Origin of the sequence: Janthinobacterium sp. 1_2014MBL_MicDiv (assembly GCF_001865675.1) — a bacterium.
Taxonomy (GTDB): domain Bacteria; phylum Pseudomonadota; class Gammaproteobacteria; order Burkholderiales; family Burkholderiaceae_D; genus Janthinobacterium.
In genome coordinates, this window is the sequence record NZ_CP011319.1 from 2,383,035 (window position 1) to 2,400,519 (window position 17,485).

General features: G+C 58.7%; 10 protein-coding genes, 1 tRNA gene and 2 pseudogenes. 8 read left to right on the forward strand and 5 right to left on the reverse strand.

Annotated features, from left to right (window positions below):
* Positions 1 to 101: 101 nt before the first annotated feature.
* Together dnaQ and YQ44_RS10435 are read left to right on the forward strand one after the other, a co-directional pair.
* Positions 102 to 818 carry a DNA polymerase III subunit epsilon gene (gene dnaQ, locus YQ44_RS10430; RefSeq protein WP_071323320.1) on the forward strand — a complete coding sequence of 239 codons (717 nt, stop codon included), beginning with the start codon at positions 102 to 104 and terminating at the stop codon, positions 816 to 818.
* A gap of 81 nt (positions 819 to 899) precedes the next feature.
* A tRNA-Val gene (locus YQ44_RS10435) sits at positions 900 to 974 on the forward strand.
* A 356-nt stretch (positions 975 to 1,330) separates the two neighbouring features.
* Here YQ44_RS10435 and YQ44_RS29520 read toward each other — a convergent pair.
* Together YQ44_RS29520 and YQ44_RS28815 are read right to left on the reverse strand one after the other, a co-directional pair.
* A pseudogene (locus YQ44_RS29520) lies at positions 1,331 to 2,037 on the reverse strand (transposase); the annotation flags it as partial.
* A gap of 235 nt (positions 2,038 to 2,272) precedes the next feature.
* Entirely contained in the window at positions 2,273 to 2,824 is a 552-nt protein-coding gene (locus YQ44_RS28815) for a hypothetical protein (RefSeq protein WP_156894767.1), read from the reverse strand.
* 299 nt (positions 2,825 to 3,123) lie between these two features.
* On the opposite strand from YQ44_RS28815, the gene YQ44_RS28195 reads away from it, so the two are divergent.
* From YQ44_RS28195 to YQ44_RS10460, 4 genes are all read left to right on the forward strand, one after another.
* Positions 3,124 to 3,438: a hypothetical protein gene (locus YQ44_RS28195; protein ID WP_198043905.1), complete on the forward strand. Its 315-nt coding sequence runs from the start codon at positions 3,124 to 3,126 to the stop codon at positions 3,436 to 3,438.
* A gap of 415 nt (positions 3,439 to 3,853) precedes the next feature.
* Positions 3,854 to 4,354, forward strand: coding sequence for a hypothetical protein (locus YQ44_RS10450; protein WP_156894768.1), 501 nt, complete (start codon positions 3,854 to 3,856; stop codon positions 4,352 to 4,354).
* A gap of 123 nt (positions 4,355 to 4,477) precedes the next feature.
* A complete protein-coding gene (locus tag YQ44_RS10455) occupies positions 4,478 to 4,783 on the forward strand; it encodes a hypothetical protein (RefSeq protein WP_156894769.1) in 306 nt (101 codons plus the stop codon).
* 9 nt (positions 4,784 to 4,792) lie between these two features.
* Positions 4,793 to 12,373 carry a glycosyl hydrolase family 18 protein gene (locus YQ44_RS10460; RefSeq protein WP_071323323.1) on the forward strand — a complete coding sequence of 2,527 codons (7,581 nt, stop codon included), beginning with the start codon at positions 4,793 to 4,795 and terminating at the stop codon, positions 12,371 to 12,373.
* A gap of 205 nt (positions 12,374 to 12,578) precedes the next feature.
* Here the strand turns inward: YQ44_RS10460 and YQ44_RS28820 are convergent, their stop codons facing one another.
* Positions 12,579 to 12,821: a hypothetical protein gene (locus tag YQ44_RS28820; RefSeq protein ID WP_156894770.1), complete on the reverse strand. Its 243-nt coding sequence runs from the start codon at positions 12,819 to 12,821 to the stop codon at positions 12,579 to 12,581.
* A gap of 155 nt (positions 12,822 to 12,976) precedes the next feature.
* Between YQ44_RS28820 and YQ44_RS10465 the strand changes: the two are divergent.
* Positions 12,977 to 13,801 (forward strand): annotated as a pseudogene (locus YQ44_RS10465) (efflux RND transporter permease subunit); the annotation flags it as partial.
* Between the two features lie 181 nt (positions 13,802 to 13,982).
* On the opposite strand, the gene YQ44_RS10470 reads toward YQ44_RS10465, so the two are convergent.
* The gene (locus YQ44_RS10470; RefSeq protein WP_071323325.1) at positions 13,983 to 14,576 is read right to left on the reverse strand and encodes a TetR/AcrR family transcriptional regulator; all 594 of its coding nucleotides are present in this window, start codon (positions 14,574 to 14,576) and stop codon (positions 13,983 to 13,985) included.
* A gap of 277 nt (positions 14,577 to 14,853) precedes the next feature.
* On the opposite strand from YQ44_RS10470, the gene YQ44_RS10475 reads away from it, so the two are divergent.
* Positions 14,854 to 16,077: an MFS transporter gene (locus YQ44_RS10475; protein ID WP_071323326.1), complete on the forward strand. Its 1,224-nt coding sequence runs from the start codon at positions 14,854 to 14,856 to the stop codon at positions 16,075 to 16,077.
* A 75-nt stretch (positions 16,078 to 16,152) separates the two neighbouring features.
* Here the strand turns inward: YQ44_RS10475 and YQ44_RS10480 are convergent, their stop codons facing one another.
* Positions 16,153 to 17,376 (reverse strand): FAD-dependent monooxygenase, encoded by a 1,224-nt coding sequence (locus tag YQ44_RS10480; protein ID WP_071323327.1) that lies wholly within the window; start codon positions 17,374 to 17,376, stop codon positions 16,153 to 16,155.
* Positions 17,377 to 17,485 lie beyond the last annotated feature (109 nt).

Sequence of the window (17,485 nt, forward strand, 5' to 3'; positions counted from 1 at the left end):
GCTACGGTTTGTAGGACGTTCAAGCACACTGTGATTCGATTACGATACGCAGGTTTGTTATACTGTGCGCTTCGCTTTTTGCTTTTAAGACTGAATCCCCCATGCGTCAAATTGTTCTCGATACTGAAACCACCGGCCTGAACCCACGTACGGGCGACCGCATCCTGGAGATCGGGGGGGTCGAGATGAACAACCGTATGTTGACGGGGAATAATTTCCACCATTACATCAATCCCGAGCGCGATTCGGAAGAGGGTGCGCTGGCCGTCCACGGCTTGACGACCGAATTTTTGAGCGACAAACCGAAATTCGCGGAAATCGCCGAGGAATTCCGTGCCTATATTGCCGGCGCCGAACTGATCATCCATAACGCGCCGTTCGATATCGGCTTCCTCAACGCCGAATTCAAGCGCCTGAACCTGCCGCCCGTCCACGAGCAAGTGCATGGCGTGATCGATACCCTGGTGCAGGCGAAGGAAATGCATCCGGGCAAGCGCAATTCGCTCGACGCCCTGTGCGACCGCTACGGCGTCTCGAACGCCCACCGCAAGCTGCACGGCGCGCTGCTCGACTCGGAATTGCTGGCCGACGTCTACCTGGCCATGACGCGCGGGCAAAACAGCCTCAGCATGGAAGAGGAAGTGGAAGTGGCGGCCGACGGCGCCGCCCTGGAAATCGTGCCTCTGGCCGAAGTCATCTTCCAGAGCGCCAGCGCCGACGAACTGGCCGCCCACGAAGCCACCATCGCCGGCCTGGACAAGGCCGCGAAAGGCCAGTGCATCTGGACCGCCGTCACGGCGCCGCCAGCAGCCGCCTGAGAAAAATGTGGGCCGCGACAAATTTCCTGCCGCCAGCCCTTGCAGATGCCGCAACACCTATGCGATAATTCGCCTCGCTTCGGGAGGTTAGCTCAGGGGTAGAGCACTGCATTCACACTGCAGGGGTCGCAAGTTCGAAACTTGCACTTCCCACCAGATTTTTCGTTTGTATTCAATGGCTTAGGATTTTACATCCTATCGAAATGCGAACTTGGGGCAAACTTGGGGCATGGGATTTTTCTTCCACCGCCTAGCCTCAACGATACGGCCGCTTCCTGCGGCCGTTTTCACATCAAGCTGGCGTAGACCGCCTGACATTCTTCGCATTTTCTTTCTCAGCAACGTCTCGTACACTGCGCTATTCTGATTGTCCTCTATCGGCCTATTGTGTTGAAAAACTCTTGGTCAAGACTTGTCACAATGCAATAAATGTACAGGAAAATTGTACGCAGTGAAGGATGCGTTTGAGGTGGGCAAATAGTATCTCGACCTTTTTCCGATCTTTAGAAGATGAAATCGGTACGGCTGAACGTGCCGTCGCGATGCTCGGAGTTATCCCATGCAAGGACTTGCAGGGCGATCTTCTTTTCATCGACCAGCCATCCCAGCATTGCAGCCACGCCGTAATTCGTATCGCCCACCAATCGCTGCGGCTTGATAGCGAATTTTTCCTCAACCCGGTTGATCATCGTTTTGGTCGCTTCGACCTCTGCGAGCTTGTTCATGGCTGGTGCCTCGACATCGACAATCATTCCCGCTTTCAAATCGATCAGGTAATTTGTTGAGTAAGCAAAAATAGCCGGCCCTGCAGCGGCAGTCCAGGTTGCAGACGGATCCGTCAGCGAGATTCTTTTGGGCAGCACTGGATTAGCTTGCTCCAGAGCTCCAGATATTCTCGCACCGGTCGACTTGCCTGCTCAGGGTCATCCCAATCGATAGCGGAATCGCCTGAACAGGAACGTTGCCGCTGGGCGTCAGCCTTGATCATGCTGGCGTCGCTTGCAAACCCTTCGCCCTGTACCAGGCCTGCTGCCATGCAACGTCGAAGAACCGCATCGAATAGCTGGCGAAATGCATCGTGATCGCGAAAGCGGCCGTGTCTATTTTGGGAAAAACTTGAGTCATCCGGCACCTTATCCTGCAGACCCAACCGCCGGAACCAGCGGTAAGCCAGATTCATGCCGACTTCTTCGCACAGCCTCCGCTCAGAACGTATGCCATCGAGCGCGGAATCGTTTTGTATTGTCGCGCTTGCGGTAGCCTTGCTTATGCAACCGATGGAACGATCATCGCTGACGACTCATCTTCTAGCAAAGGTGTGCGGCCTGCTCCGTCTTCGCGGTGTCAAATGCGCTAACCCCTAGCTATACAACGTCCGCTTCGAGTGTGGCGCGGACACTACTATAGTTCCGCAATCGACCAGAAGCAGTCGTTGTTGTGTATCGCTGTCAGTCCTATTTATCGTGCATTAAGCAGTATCCATCACTCTTAAGTGTGCAGCGGACTCCTGGGTTAGATTGCAACAGCTCATATTCAGCGTAGGAACGTTGAAGCTGTCGCAAAACAGCAATCACCTGGGGATCAGTGCTTTTGGACAGGTCATCCAATTTTCCCCAAGCTACTAACTTAGGGGAAATACCAACAAAGACCATGGAAAATGGCGCCAATTTGTACTCAGGGAAATAACTGGTCACGCAACCAGTGCCGTTTTTCTCGCATTTGTAACTTGATGCCACCCGACCGGTTGGCTCGCTAATTTCGTAATGCCGCAACGTATAAGTCGCTCCCTCTACTTCAAATATTCTTGACGCAAGAACACTTGACCGACCCAACACCTTATCGACCTCAGAAATTGTGAGTCCTTTCCCTTTCTTGTCGAGCGTCGCAACGTCGCTCTCCCATACGGGAACAGAGACACATCCTGTAAGCATAACCAAAAGAGTGACAATAGTGAGTTTGGAAACAAGAGGCATAGATTTTAGGGGGAATATTTTTAATGTAACCACTTTCCGAGACGATCATGGTTTTTTATCACGTTGGATATAAACAATGATAGCATTTCCCCTTCGCAAGTTTTCGATATCTGATGACTATAATGCGTTGCACCGATGACCTGGCACGCGAGCCATGCGCCGCAGACGGTACTCGCCTAATGGCCGTGGCGATATATTCTTCTGCTTTGGGGTGGAAGCTGTCGCACATGAACACCGGCAACCGGCCAGAAGCAGTCATTGGAGAGATAATGGATTGGGAACCGATTTCAGAGACAGAATGATGGGATAAGATCATCAGTGCGGAAGGCCGAATGGGTCCTCAGGTACTCCGCCTGTGGGAATCCATCAAAATTCCTCCTGAGAAGTGGGCCGAGCAAACCTATGGCACAGTTGGCGGCGGCTTTTGGGTTGTGGCGGTCATCGGCAGCAGGGTAATCTGGTTCCACGATATCGAAGATGGTTTTAACTGTTCTTCATATGTAGTCGCCGGTAAGCTTTCCGAGTATTTTTGCAACCAAGATGAACTTGAGATAGCCGTTCAAAATATGCTAGCGATCATCGAGACCGGCAGAGATTCAATCGCGCGACGCTCCGTCCCGATCCCAAGGGAATGGAAGTCTAGATAAGTCTAGTATCAAAGGTCCGGTCTGGAGCGGAACCTACCAACAGCGGCAATCGGCCAAGAGGAGCCACTACAATATACTCGGGTCCAACCCTCCGGCGTACGTCGCTCATCATCGAGATAAACCGTCATTCCATCGTGCCCTTAGATAATTTGATGAATATTTCTTCCCTTCCAATAATACCCTGATACCCTGCGCGAATGCTCCGAAGCTAGGACAACCTTTGGCTTGAGCGCGACAGGAGCCTCTGCAGGGCAGGGGGCTAGGCAGGTCATACCCGATTCGTCGTTGCATCAGCTGACGCCGAGAAGGCACACCAGGTGCCAGGCAGGATACCCAGGCCCCTAACACGATCCATCGGTTTTTCATCTTTCAAAAACTATGGATCGGGCGAGTTTAAGCGACTGGTGGTGATTCAATGGAACGGTCCGCTTCCACTCCCTTGCGGACGCTCGGAAGTAGCGGCCTTAGGCAAAAAGATAGCTGGCTATCGCAGACCGCAACGGTCCGCTTTGATTTCCTGATCAAGCGCTTGCAGATCCCGGTCAAGCGGATCACATTGATCTCCTTCACCCAAGGCAACCAGCTTAATTTTGATGACACGGTTCCAGCCCTTGCAACGGATGCAGCCAATATCTTGAACTTCAAATGCTCGAATCATTTGATAAATTTCCTTTCCGTCAGATGGCTGCTTACTTACATAACAATGACCAGCATTGGAGTACGAGAAAAGGCCAGGTGCCACGGTAGACGGCATCCCACAGGAAGTGCAGCATCCATCTTCGACGTAGAAGGGGCCTGGCGAATTTTCAGGAAAAGGAATTTTTTTCTCATCATTTATGATGACCGCATAAAAGCGCCGATGTCGACCGGCAGCTTCTGGCCGGTTGTCGTAGTAGATAGAATGAGAAATATTTAATTCATATTTTTATGAAATATATTCATATGATGCTTGATATAAAACAGAAATTCACAAAAAACATGGAGTAATTGCATGGCAATATATATTGCTTTGGTGCCCAGATACCTATAATTGGCCGCTATGAACTACGACGACTTCCAACGACACATCGGCAAGGCGGGGCCGAAGCTCCACGAGTTTGCCATGCTCATGGACATGAGCCACTTATTCCCCTCAGTTTCAGCGGATGCACTTGCCGCTACCCTTGAGTGTGCAGCGATATCGCTGGGTGAGAAGTATTCCCTTTCCCCATCGGGTCAGAAGTTTTCACCCGCAGAGCTCAGCTCCGGACAATGGCAATTGCTCTTTTCCTTGCTGTTCGTTTCGCTGGCAGTCGAGGACGATACGTTGATGCGCTTCCCTGTAAAAAATCGCCCAATTCGATAAGGAGTAAAAATGGCGAAGATACTCGATACACGCGGCCTCAAATGGCAATTCCAGAAAACGAACGGTATCGATACCATCGTTCTCGTCAATGACTCGCCGCAAGACGTGGCCATCTCGGCGCTCTGGTTCGAGGCGAATATTTCCATCGGCGTCGGGCTCGGCCAGCAGCGCAATCTGACGGACGACGCGACTGCCGAAGTCAGGAAAGGGCAAACGCGCCAGGAAGACAGGGACAAGCCGATAGAGGAAAAGCGCCTCAGCGACATGAAGGTCCATCTTTTCCGGGAAAGGATGTGGGACCTTACCTACAAGAAAAAAATGGACGCTGGCATGGCCTTTTGGACAGTCGCCGATGTGTATCTGAATCCCTGGGGGACGCTGTGTGTGACGAGCCAGGACGATGGGGTGTTCAGCCGAACCTCCTTCTCCGCAAGTCCGGTCTACCTTTACCAGTTTGAGTACAAGAAACCAAGATCGATTGCCGCCAATCTGCAGAAGTCGCTCTCGTATGTCAGCAGTTTCGCGTGCCTGGAATATGGTTCCTACATCAAGAACCTGAGCACGCTACCCAAGGTCTGGGTCCGCTTCCCAGATCAGAGTGATCCTGTGCAAGTTCCCCTGGACCTGATCGACCTTCAGATGAGCGGCAAGCGGCGTCGCACGATAGACAGCTCCAGCCGGAACATCATCAAGTCCGCGGCTTTTTCGCGGCGGGCTCTGGGGTACTACGCAAATTACTTCGGCTACGGCCGCGATGTTTTCATCCGCGATCTGCCGTTCGAGCATATCAACGAAATTTCCTACGGCATGTTCAGCATGGACCTGAACGGGAACCCCGTCAGTTCCGATCCCTGGGGCGACGACTGGCAGCTCAGTTCCCTGCAATTCATGAAGCAGTTGAATCCCGAGCTGAAAGTCCATCTGATCGTCGGCGGGTGGCCGAAGGAATTGCCGTTCGAAGTCCTCACAGTGAACGACAGGGAAGAGGCGAAGCGTATCGGACGGCACAATCCGGCGGCGCAATTCACGATCTATCTGCCTCCCGCCGCCGCCACTGGCGCGCTGACTCAGAATGAATTTTATGTGCGGCGTTGGGTTGACGCGCCGGATGGAAATGGCGGCATCATGCCGCCGGATAGCGAGCCGCAAGGCCATCCCGCAGGTGTCTACCCGGAACTTTATCAGCAACTGCTGCCGGGCTGGTACAAGGACATGGATCAGCACAGGCAGTTGTTCATACAGGACTGGTTGTCCACGCAGTTCAATATCAAGATCCTGCCTGCGGCCGATCTGTTTTCCTACATCGGCAAGACCCCGAAGGCGGTGCAGAATTTTGCCCGTTCCCTGGTGCGCGCCGTCATGGTGCTCGGCTTCGACGGCATCGAGCTGGACTGGGAATACCCGTCCGAAGCGGATGGTCCCGGCTTTGTCGCCATCCTGGAGGCATTGCGTCAGGCGGAAAAGGACCTGCAAGACCCGAGCCAGAAACAGTTTCTGCGTGATGCGTGGATCGAGGTTCCGGACGACAAAAAACTCCTGCTCTCCATTGCGGCCCCGGCCGACCCGAAAAAGATCAAGAGGCTGGACAAGTATTGGCTCAAGATCGGCAGCCTGGTCGATACCATCAATGTCATGACCTACGACTATGGCGGTACGTGGCTCCAGAATTCAGATTTCAACGCGCCCATGCGTCCGGTTTCCACGGCAACGCCGGCAAGCGGGTATGAAGCGCCGAGCGGCGTGCGAGAGACGATGACGGCAATGCTGGGGTACGCGGACAAGCTCTGCTTCACGCGGCGGCAGTTGTCGCTGGGGCTCGCCATCTATGGCCGGGGGCTGGAAGTCGACGGTGTCACGCGCCCGGCGACGGTTTCCGAGGCCGACTGGAACAGCGGCATCAACCGGCCGGTCCGGAAGGCTGCGGACGGGCAGTTCAACGACGGCACCGGCACTTATCTTTACAATTACATCGCGACCGAAGTCCGCAAGGGCAGCGCCTCCGACAAGCTCCCCGGCCTGGTCGCCTCGTCCTACCTGCACCCGGTGGCGCGCGCGCCTTACCTGTTCGTGAAGGGCGAAGGCGGGCGTCAAGATACCCTGATCACCTACGACAACCCCAATTCCGTCCGTGAAAAAATCCGCTACGCCAAGCAGGAATGCCTGGGCGGCGTCATGGCCTGGGACCTGTCGGGCGATCTGCCGCCAGACGATCCGCAATCGATCCTGCGCGCCATCGGCGATGAAATGCGGCAGGAGCGCCCGGCCTCGCGCGCCGAGGTGCGGAAGCAGAAGGAAGCAACCCTGATGGCTGCGACAGCGCGCGACGGCGGTTCCTTGCCGAACCAGCGGCTGTGGGGTGTCGCGCGCGACTATGCGGGCACTTCCGTATTGCGCGAAATGCCGCAGGGCGACCGGCTGTGCGCCGTCGCCGCCTTGCCCGGCGGACGCATGGTCGTGGGCCGCGCCAGTGGCGTGATGCAGTTGCTGACGCCCGATTACAGCCAGACGCCGTGGCAGTGGCAAGTGACGGCTGCCTGGAAACATGCGAACAGGGCGATTTCCCTGCTCGACCTGCCGTCGGGACGCATTCTTGCTCTGCTTGCGGACGGTACGCTGCTCTGCCTGAGCGCCGATGTGGATGGGCAGGCGCGAGAGCATCTGGTCAAGAAACTCCCCGAGGCGCAGGATGCCCGGCTGATCCCGGCCAAGGGCGAACAGGCCTTCCTGGTGCAGAACAATTCTCTGCTGGTCGTCAACATGGGCGCAGACGACAATGCGCAGGATCGCGTGGGCGGTTACGGATTGACCGGACCGGATGGCGCGCGGGCAAATATAGCGTGCGCGCTTGCGCTGCCGGGCGGAATGATCCTCACGGGCGGCGCGCGGACCGATGGTATTCCGACCGTCGGCGTCTGGGCAATCGAGACGGGCACGCCGGTCTTCAAGGGCTCGCCGCCGCGCAGCCAGAACGAGGATTGGGGCGACATCGTTTTTCTGGCCAATCTGTCGGACGGCTCCGTCGCCGCCCTTACAGCCAATGGCAATTATCAGGTCTATGGACCGTCGGCCTTCACGCCCGGCCATCTGCAACCGGCGCAGTGGAGCGTCTTCGCGCCAGATCCGCTGGCCGGGCGTGCGCTGACGGCGCTGCCGCAAGGCGGCTTCCTCAGCATCACCGACGGCGTCTACATGTTGTGGAACAGCCTGCCGAGCGGCGGCTATATGCTGGCCCAGCGCTTGCCTGCCGAGGGCGTATTCCAGGGCGTGGCCGTGCTGGACGACGGTACGGTGATCATCGCGCGCGACGCGGAAAGCTTCCTGCATATCGAGGCGCGCGGCTGGCCGCGTCCGGAAGCCCTGCTGCGTTCAAGCTGGGACTGGCGCGAGCAGGAAAGCGGCTATTCGTGGCTCCACCATCTCGCCGCCAACGGCAACGCCGGCGCGCTGGCACAGGCCCTGGCGGCTGGCGCGCCGCCGGAACTGGCTGACGATACCGGCGCTCAGGCGATCAGCCTGATCCGCACGGCGCTGGAGAAAGACCAGTTGAAGAGCCTGCCGCCGCTGCTGGCAGCCGGCGCGCCGCTCTGGTCCGTGCCGGACATCGCCGACGGCAACTTCTTCAATGATGACACCCTGGCCGGCTTGCTGCCGGCCTCGCTGCTCGCGGCCTATCCGCATTTCGTGCCCGAACTGCCGCCGGAAACGCCGGCAGTCATTCCGGCCGAGACAGCCAGCTTTCTTTCCGATAATCCACGGCTAGCCGCTACCATCGTCAGCACGCTCGTGCCTATCCTGCCGGCGATGGCGAAGGCGGTCCAGCGTGTGATCCAGGACTTCGCCGTCGATGACGAACTGCTCAAGACAGCGGCGGGCGGCGGCTCCGACCAATTGATGCATCTGATTGTGGACGAGTTGAAGAAATCCACCGAAGCGCAGGAAGCCGAGGGCGTCGGCGAGGATTTACGCCGCGTGCTGGACACACTCAAAGGCAAGCGTTTCGAGGACGGCGACGCGTTGCGCAAAGCCATCGACGACAATTGGAGTGCCGCCGACAAGACCCGGCCGTGGCGCGTGTCCGAGTGCGATCAGGTCATCAATGCCGCCGCGCGCCCCAAGCGTCCGGACCGTTACAAGATCGATGGCGATATCGCCCTGAACGAACAGGCCCTGGCGCATTTCGCCAAACTGGTGGAGGCCGGATGGCCGATCCAGCAGGATGGCAAGCCGGTTTCCCTGATGGCGCACGCGCCGGCGCATTACCGCATCGTGATGGAAGCGGGGCGCAGCGCGCTGACGCCGGATGGCTATGACGCTCCGCTCCTGCGCGCCGACAAGGAGACGTTCACGATGCCGCCGACCGCGGCCAGCCTGCTGCAAATGGCCCCCTTCATGGCCTACTCGCTCGCTGCTGTCGCCAATAGCCTGGTATCCGGCCTCGGTGCGCTGGTGCATGCCTATGTCGGGAACGAGCGAAGGGAAGGGCGTCTCGCCGTTGCCGATGTCGCCGCCGTTCAGGACCCCTATGCGGCCCTGGCCGACTTCGACGGCGGCTCCGCGCTGGCTGGAACGGCGATGCAGGAATTGATCATCGAGGGCACGGTGTCGCCGCGCGGCGGACGGCTGTCGGCAAAAGCGGCTGTGGCCTTCCTCGCCCGGCATGCGGCCGATCCCTGGATTCCCCAGGGCAGCTGCAACGCCTTCAGCCAGGCCTGGACTGCATGGTCGGCAGACTCGCTCTGGCTGCCGCTCGACCCCAGGGGCTTGCCGGAACAGACCGGCAACGGCGTCCTGCCCCCCGAGCGTGGTATCGCGCAGGCGAAGTCGGGCCGGAGCTTCGACGGCCCGCCTGATGCGCCCGATCTCGACGACAGCCGCAACCGCCAAAGCATGGCGCTGCTGCGTGCGACCCAGATGAAGCTGAAGTTCCAGGCGTGGCAGAACGGCATCCGCTTCGACAGTACGGTCGAGGATAGGGAAATCCAGCGCCGGAAAGACAGTCCTTTTGTGCAGAGGATGGACAATCTGGCCGAGGACATCGCCATGAAGGATATGGTCCTCAACCGGTCGCGTTCGCTGCGCAGCATCCTGGACGATCTGGGCCAGAAACCTCAGGACAACATGTCGATCAACGACCTGAAAAAGCTGGGCTTCTTCGGATTGAAGCCGCCGGAAGGTTTCGGCGAAACGGATGTGTTGCCGGCGGGTACATTCAAGGACGTGATCGAGAGAGAGAACAAGCGGCTGCTCAAGCAGGAAGATGACACGGCAACCCAGCGGGCGGACTCCGCGAAGCAATTGCGCTCCCTCTACCGCAAGCAGGCCAGCGATCCCCTGCGCCAGAAGGCGCTGGTCGAAGCGCGTGCGCAAAAGGCCCAGATGAAGTCGGCCCAGCGCATGATGACCAAGATGCAGGACTATGCGATGGTGTCCGAGCAGATCCTGGTGTACGGCACCCAGGCCATCAACTTCCTGGAGGACAAGGGACTCAACAAGGCCGTCGCGTCGCTGCTGCGCAATGTACTCCATTACGCCAACATGGCCGTGCAGATCGGCACGGCGCTGGCCACTGTTGGCTATGCCTTCCAGCAGATGCGCGCCATGCAGGCCATCGGCTCGATAGGCAAGGGTGGCGGTGCGATGATGATGCTGTCCATCGGCTTCACCGCTTTTTCCCTGATCAAGACCGCCATTTTCGGGGCGGACCCCGATCCGCTGGAAGAAGTCTACAAGGCACTTTCCAAGCAGATCGAAGAGATGGCGAACACCATCCTGAAGAGCCTGGAAGCCATGTCCGAGCAGATGGACAGCATGGGCGCGGGCATCAACAAGCGCATCGACGGCCTGGAAGAAAAGATCGACGGGCTGGCGCGCGAACTGGGACAGCAGGTTGCCGACATGTCGAAGCTGATGGACGAAAACTTCGCCCTCGACCGCGCGGAAATTCGGCAATCGACCGCGCAGGTGCTGCTGGCCATGCAACGCGGCTTCGATACGATGAACCGCCGCTTCGACATGCTCGAAGACCGTCTGGAAAACGACATCCGCCACCTGGAAGAAGTGATGACGGTCAGCCTCATGAACGAGTACGAGGAAATCGACATCGCCATCGACAAGTCGGAACGCGACCAGGTCTGGGCTCCGGAGCCGGTCGCTGTTCTGGCCGATGATCCGAAGCGCCTGGTCGATTATCGCAATGCCCTGGTCAGCGGCGTGCGCAACAAGCTGCTGGGGCTGGCCCCGCAGCAACTGGAAAATGTGTTGGATTCCCGCTGGCTGCAGGACTGGCCGCTGGAGGTGGGGACGGCCTCGGCCTGGGCCGGCGCCGTCGCGATCAACCGTATCGGCGACTGCTACGATTTCTATGTCCGGCGCGGCACTGGCGCGGACGCCTCTCGCGGCCGCATCTACTTTTCTTCCGTCTATGGACACAAGCTGGCGGACCGGCTGCTTTGGGTGTTGCAAAAGATGTTGCGCTTCTCCGGTAACGTGGGGTCGATGATCGAAGACCTCGACGAACTGATCATTGCGCCGGCGGAACGCACGAAGGCTTTCCTGACCGGGCTGAAGACGGACAATGCTTTCTTCGGCGCGCTGTTCGACGACTACCGCGATACGCTCGATGACGTTGCCGGCCGTTGCGCCGACATCCTGCCTGGCGACCTGGTGCAAAACTGGCGTCTGCCGGCGCAACGCCTGGGCGATCACGCCTTCCTGCAAGGGCTGATGTTCGACCGCCTGCCGCTGCTGTCGCTGGCCGATCTGGCGGCAGAAACCGTATCGGCGACGACGCCGCTCAGGCGCGACCGGTACCTGTCGTCGTTCGAGCTGTTCCTGAATGGCCCCGCCCTGGGGTGGCGCGCGCGGCGGGTGCTGCGGGTGCTGGCACTAGCCCATGTCTTCAAGGTGGCCGATCTGGAAATCACCGACGACAAGGAAACGATCACGCTGTGGGTCGGCTTCCGGGGCGTGCGCCAGCCGGTGGCGCAACTGTCGCTGGTGGCGGACCAGATCGTGGACAGCCGCTTCACGATGACGGGCAATAGCCTCGCGATACGCATCGCCCGGGCCTGCCGTCCGGAGCAGCAGCGGGCCGTAACCGCGTACAACGCACGCATCCGTGCCGAGGCGAAAGGGGAACTGGCGGCGCTGGACGACAGCGTGGCGCGGTTGATCCAGTTCATGACGCTGGCCGGCCTGTCGGAAGCCGGAATGGCCGAGGCGCTGAGCATGCTGTGGAGTTCCGGACGAATCGACTCCTACTTGTCGGAGCAGATTGCGACGCCTGACGGCGGAGCGGCGGCAATCAGTCCGCCGGTTGCCGTCGTCCTGCGCAGCGGGCGCACGACTTCAGCCCGCTCCGAAACCGTGCTGCGCGCGGCGTTGGCAGCGCTGCCGTCCTGGCCGGCAGACGATGCCCGTCGCGATCCTCTGCCCGCTCACCTGATCGAGGAAACGGAAGATTTCCTCACGCGGGCAAAGGCGTACAAGGACAGGTTGAACGACGCTTTCGTGCCGCTCCTGCCGTCGTTCGATACGCTTGCGCCGGTCGAGATTGTGAGGCTCGGCGCCGCTGAACGGACGGCCGCATGAGGGGAGGGCTTGCGGACAGCCTGGTTTTATAGGACCTTCGGCGTTTTTCTTATTCCGGACTTTTTCCGGAATGGCGGCAACGGGTGGGAACAGATGGGGAGCGAGGCGCTGACGGCGCAGCGCTCCCTGTATGCCATTGCCCTCGATACTTGCCGATTGGAAAATTCAGAATACTCATCCTGAACGATGACCCTCCGGTCATTTTCTAAAATGTAGCGTCGGGGGCATTTCTGGGACCTGATAATTCCTGAATTTTGCCAAATTTGTCAATGCCTTGAAAGTCGTGGAGCAAGCAATGCCCTATCTCGCCAGGAATGTGCACATCCTGGTTTTCCATTCCTTCAGACTGTTTATCGTCGCGATAGGTATCGTCGGCATCAAAAGCAGGACGGAAAGCTGCATCGCTTTCGCCGATTACGCATCCGCTACCAACTGCGGATTCACTCAAATGCATCGTTGCAGAAAAGAAATGATGCGAAAGAGAACTCGAATCGATTGCTCCGCGCCCCGCGAAACCCGGGATTTACGTTGCAAGAGGCTTAGCCACGGAAGCGTGCATGGAGAAATTCACTGAAGGCCAAGCAGTTTTTGCTAGCGCGCGGTATCCGCACGGTGCAAGTGGTGGCCCGTTCTGCCGGAGACAACCGTTTTGATCCAGCCAAACTCATGGACTTTACGTTGACAGGGGCAAGCGGGCAACGCATCCCGCTGTCGCAGGTAGGCAAGGTCGACGTGCGCGCTGAAGAAGCGATCATCCGGCGACGCGACCGGACGCCGACCATCACCGTGCGCGGCGACATCGCCGATGGCTTGCAGCCCCCGGACGTGTCCAGTGCTATTACAAAGCAGCTTCAGCCTGTCATCGACAAGCTGCCGGCTGGCTACAGGATCGAGCAGGCTGGCTCCATCGAGGAATCGGGCAAGGCAACGACCGCCATGCTGCCGTTGTTCCCTATCATGCTGGCGGTCACGCTGCTGATCATCATTTTTCAGGTGCGCTCGATTTCGGCTGTGGTCATGGTATTTCTGACCAGCCCGCTGGGGCTGATCGGAGTGGTACCGACACTCATCGTGTTCCAGCAGCCATTCGGTATCAATGCACTGGTCGGACTCATTGCCCTATCAGGCATCCTGATGCGCAACACGCTGATCCTGATCGGCCAGATCCAGCATAACAAGCAGGCTGGCTTGGATCCCTTCCTTGCGGTCGTCGAGGCAACCGTGCAGCGTTCCCGTCCCGTGATCCTGACTGCGCTGGCAGCCATCCTGGCCTTTATTCCGCTGACCCATTCCGTTTTCTGGGGGACGCTCGCTTACACGCTCATCGGCGGCACATTTGCGGGCACGGTACTCACACTGGTATTCCTGCCAGCCATGTATGCCATTTGGTTCAAGATTACGCCGACAAGCAATGTTGAATCGAACTGATCTGTCGTTTTGCACCATTGTATTGGAAGGATGTGCGATGTCGCAGTCTGCTGTCGTCGTTGCCACCGGGGTGTCGTCTGGAATCGGCGTGCCGGTGCGGAACATTTCGCCAGGCGCGGCCGCACGGTGTCTGGCACCGTGCGCAGCCTCATCGACGCAGCGCCCCTGACCTTGCAACGTTTCACGATGATCTCTTAAGCAACAGCCCGCGTAGTAGTAATTCCAAGGCCGCAACTCCCTCGATCAATCGCACCCTGCCTTCGTCACCGTCTGCGATCCAGAACGCTGCTTCTGCCAGACTGCCGTAAATCAGCGAAGCCAGTGCCCGTGGGCAAGCTTCGGCCACGATGCCTTGATGAATCAGTTCGTGGATAATCCCTTGCATCGACTCGACGCAATGGCGCTGCGAGTCCGGTGACGCACCACCCAGTACCGCCCTGGCATCGCGTAAAACGATGCGCTGAATTTCCGGCTCCAGGGCCATCTCCAGATAGGCACGACAGCGACTACGAAAACCTTCCCACGGATCGTCGGCCCGTTCGGAGATGGTTTGCAGGCGGTCATCCATTTCCGCGTCGATCTGTTCTACCACCGCGAGCAGCAAGCCTTTCTTGTCGCCAAAGTGGTGATACAGCGCACCACGCGTTAGCCCTGCCTGCGCAGTGAGGTCGTCCATTGACGTGTCGGCATAACCGCGCTCGCCGAACACTTTGCGGGCAGTGGCTAGCAACGATGCACGGGTTTCTTCCATTTCTGCACGGGTGCGGCGAACCATTCCTTCCTCCTTACATACGCTACGTATGATTGTTTACATTCAAGGCGTATGAATGTATGATTTATTCATACGCCATGTATGTATTATCACTGTAGCGTGTCTTCATTGCAAGTGCAGCATGAAGGGGATCGAGATCGATACGCCATGGCAGAAGATGCCTGCTGTGTCCGCACCACGGATTTTTCCTTCCATTTCATGGCAATTGCACAACACCTACCCGATACCGTCTTTACCGGCAAAAGCCGTCTATCTGATTCTCTAACGAAGGATATGAACCATGAGTACGTCTCCCTGCGCTGCAACAGAAACCTCTGTCCGTCACCCGTGGCTGGCGATCACCGCCATAGGTATGGCCACCTTCTCGGTAGTGACAACGGAAATGCTCCCGGTCGGCCTGTTGACGCCGATTGGTGACGCCCTGGACACCTCCACCGGAACCGCTGGCCTGATGATCTCGCTGCCAGCATTACTGGCGGCCTTGTTCGCTCCATTGCTGGTGATCGCATCGGGAAGCCTGGACAGGCGCAAAATTCTATGTGGTTTGCTCAGTCTATTAGTGATCGCGAACATTGCCTCGGCATTGGCGCAAAACCTGGCGTGGATGCTGGCTGCGCGTGTTCTCGTCGGTTTTTGCATGGGCGGAATCTGGGCCATTGCCGGTGGCCTGGCTTCCCGTCTTGTTCCTGCTCCCTCAATCGGCCTGGCAACGTCGATTATCTTCGGCGGAGTAGCGATCGCTTCTGTGCTGGGCGTGCCGCTTGGCGCCCAAATCGGTGACTTTGCCGGATGGCGCTGGGCCTTTGGCGTCATGGCGCTGTTTAGCGGCCTGGTACTGGCGTTCCATCTGGCCGTCATTCCTGCGCTGCCTGCTGCCAGTTCGGCAACCTTGCGTCAATTCGGCAAACAGTTGTGCAACCGGAAAGTGCAAGCAGGGCTGCTTCTGACCCTGTTGCTGGTGACGAGCCATTTCGTGGTCTTCACCTTTGTGCGTCCGTTGTTGCTGTCAGTGTCAGGGTTTGATGCGCAATGGCTAGGAGCACTGCTGTTTTTCTATGGCTGCGCGGGCATCATTGGAAACTTCCTGGCTGGTGTCGTTGCGGTGCGGCGCACGGCGCCAACCATCATCGCTATCGCGAGTGGCTTGCTGCTCACGCCGCTACTATTCTTGGCAGTCGGCGACTCCAGGATCGGCGCCGGCTTGGTGTTGCTAGCTTGGGGACTAGCCTACGGCGGTGTATCGGTCGGCCTGATGACATTGATGATGAAGGCGGCACCCCAGGCAGTGGAGATAGGCGCTGCGCTGTACGTGAGTGTATTTAATGTTGCCATTGCGCTCGGGGCATGGGCCGGTGGACAGGCAGTCGACAGGCTAGGCCTTTCCACCAACCTCTGGACCGCAGCAGGATTCTCCGCTGCTGCCTTGCTGCTGTCGTTTGGTATCAGCTTTGTTGAGCATCGAATGAAGACTGACGACAGGCAGCTTGGCTCTGCAATGCACTGACAATGCCAGTCTCGCCCAGTAGTGAGGCGTCTCGCAGTCGGAGACGCCATGCGGTATCTATATTGGCACAGTCTTTCAGAGGCGGTACAGACTGCCGGAGCCAACGCTGCCCACCGGCGTGCCGTCCGTGCAGCCAGTCATCGGCAAACCCTGCGCCCATCCGGCTGCCAAGGCATGCACGTCACGCAAGGGATCGGACGCCTTGGCGCGCTCATTGCGAATGCGGCAGGTTTCAGGATCAGTGGCAAACAGGCCGCGCGCGAAAACGCGACCCTGCTCGGCCAGCTTCGCGGTCTTCGGCCCGCGGATCTCCGCGAAGCGCAGCAAGGCTGCATCGAGGCGGCCGTCCGTCCCAGCCAGACACCGCGCCAGATGCCAGGCGTCTTCCAGCGCCTGACAGGCGCCCTGGCCAGATGTCGGCAACGGCGCGTGCGCCGCATCCCCCACGAGCAGCACATTGGCCCGGCTCCACGTGTGCAGTGGCTCCAAGTCGTGCACGGCAATCAGTCGGATGGCATGCACCGGTGTCGCCTGGATGATGCGGGTGACAGGTTCCGGCCATCCCGCGAACAGATCCTCAATTTCCTTACGCATATCCGCTGCGGGCGCTGCCCCCGGCAATGGCCGTGCCTGCGCCGCCGCCCAGTAGACCAAATCCGGCCGGACCGCCACGCAACCGAAGCGATCACCCGACCCCCAATAATCCTGAATCGCGATATCGTCCACCAGTGCACTCTCCGCCTGCGCCACACCCACCCAGTTCACGAAGCCCTGATAAACTGGCGTGTTGTCCCCCGCGACGAACCCCCGTGCCACCGAGTCCATGCGGCCATCGGCGCCGATCAGCAGATCCGGACGAATGCTTACCCCGTTTTCGAACCGCGCTACGGCTTTGCCGCTAGCATCGAGGTCGATCGCCACCGCCCGATGCCCGAATTCTACCGGGATCCCGGCCTGTGCCGCATGATCCAGCAGTACCGCCTGCAAGTCCCGGCGCAAAATCGTATGGGTCGGATGTCCCATAATCTGGTCTAGCAGCGCAATATCGATGCCCCCCAAAGAATTGCCTGCGGCATCCTGGCGGTGCATGGCCACTGGCCGGCCTCCCACTGCAGCGATGTCTTGCAGCAGCCCTAGTTCCTCTAGCACAAAGCCAGCGTTGGGCCATAGCGTAACGCCAGCCCCCATCGTCGATGGCCCCGCCCGGCGCTCATATACCCGGGGACTGTACCCCCGCTTGCTCAAGGCAAGCGCCACGCTCAACCCTGCAATGCCGCCGCCAAGTATTCCGATTTCCATGCTGAAGCTCTCCTATTCAATCCATCCCGACGTGCCGCCGGCGGCGACCCATCGGACGAGACGGCATCTTAGATTCCGCCACTGTGGAGTACTAGTATGTGAAAATGGG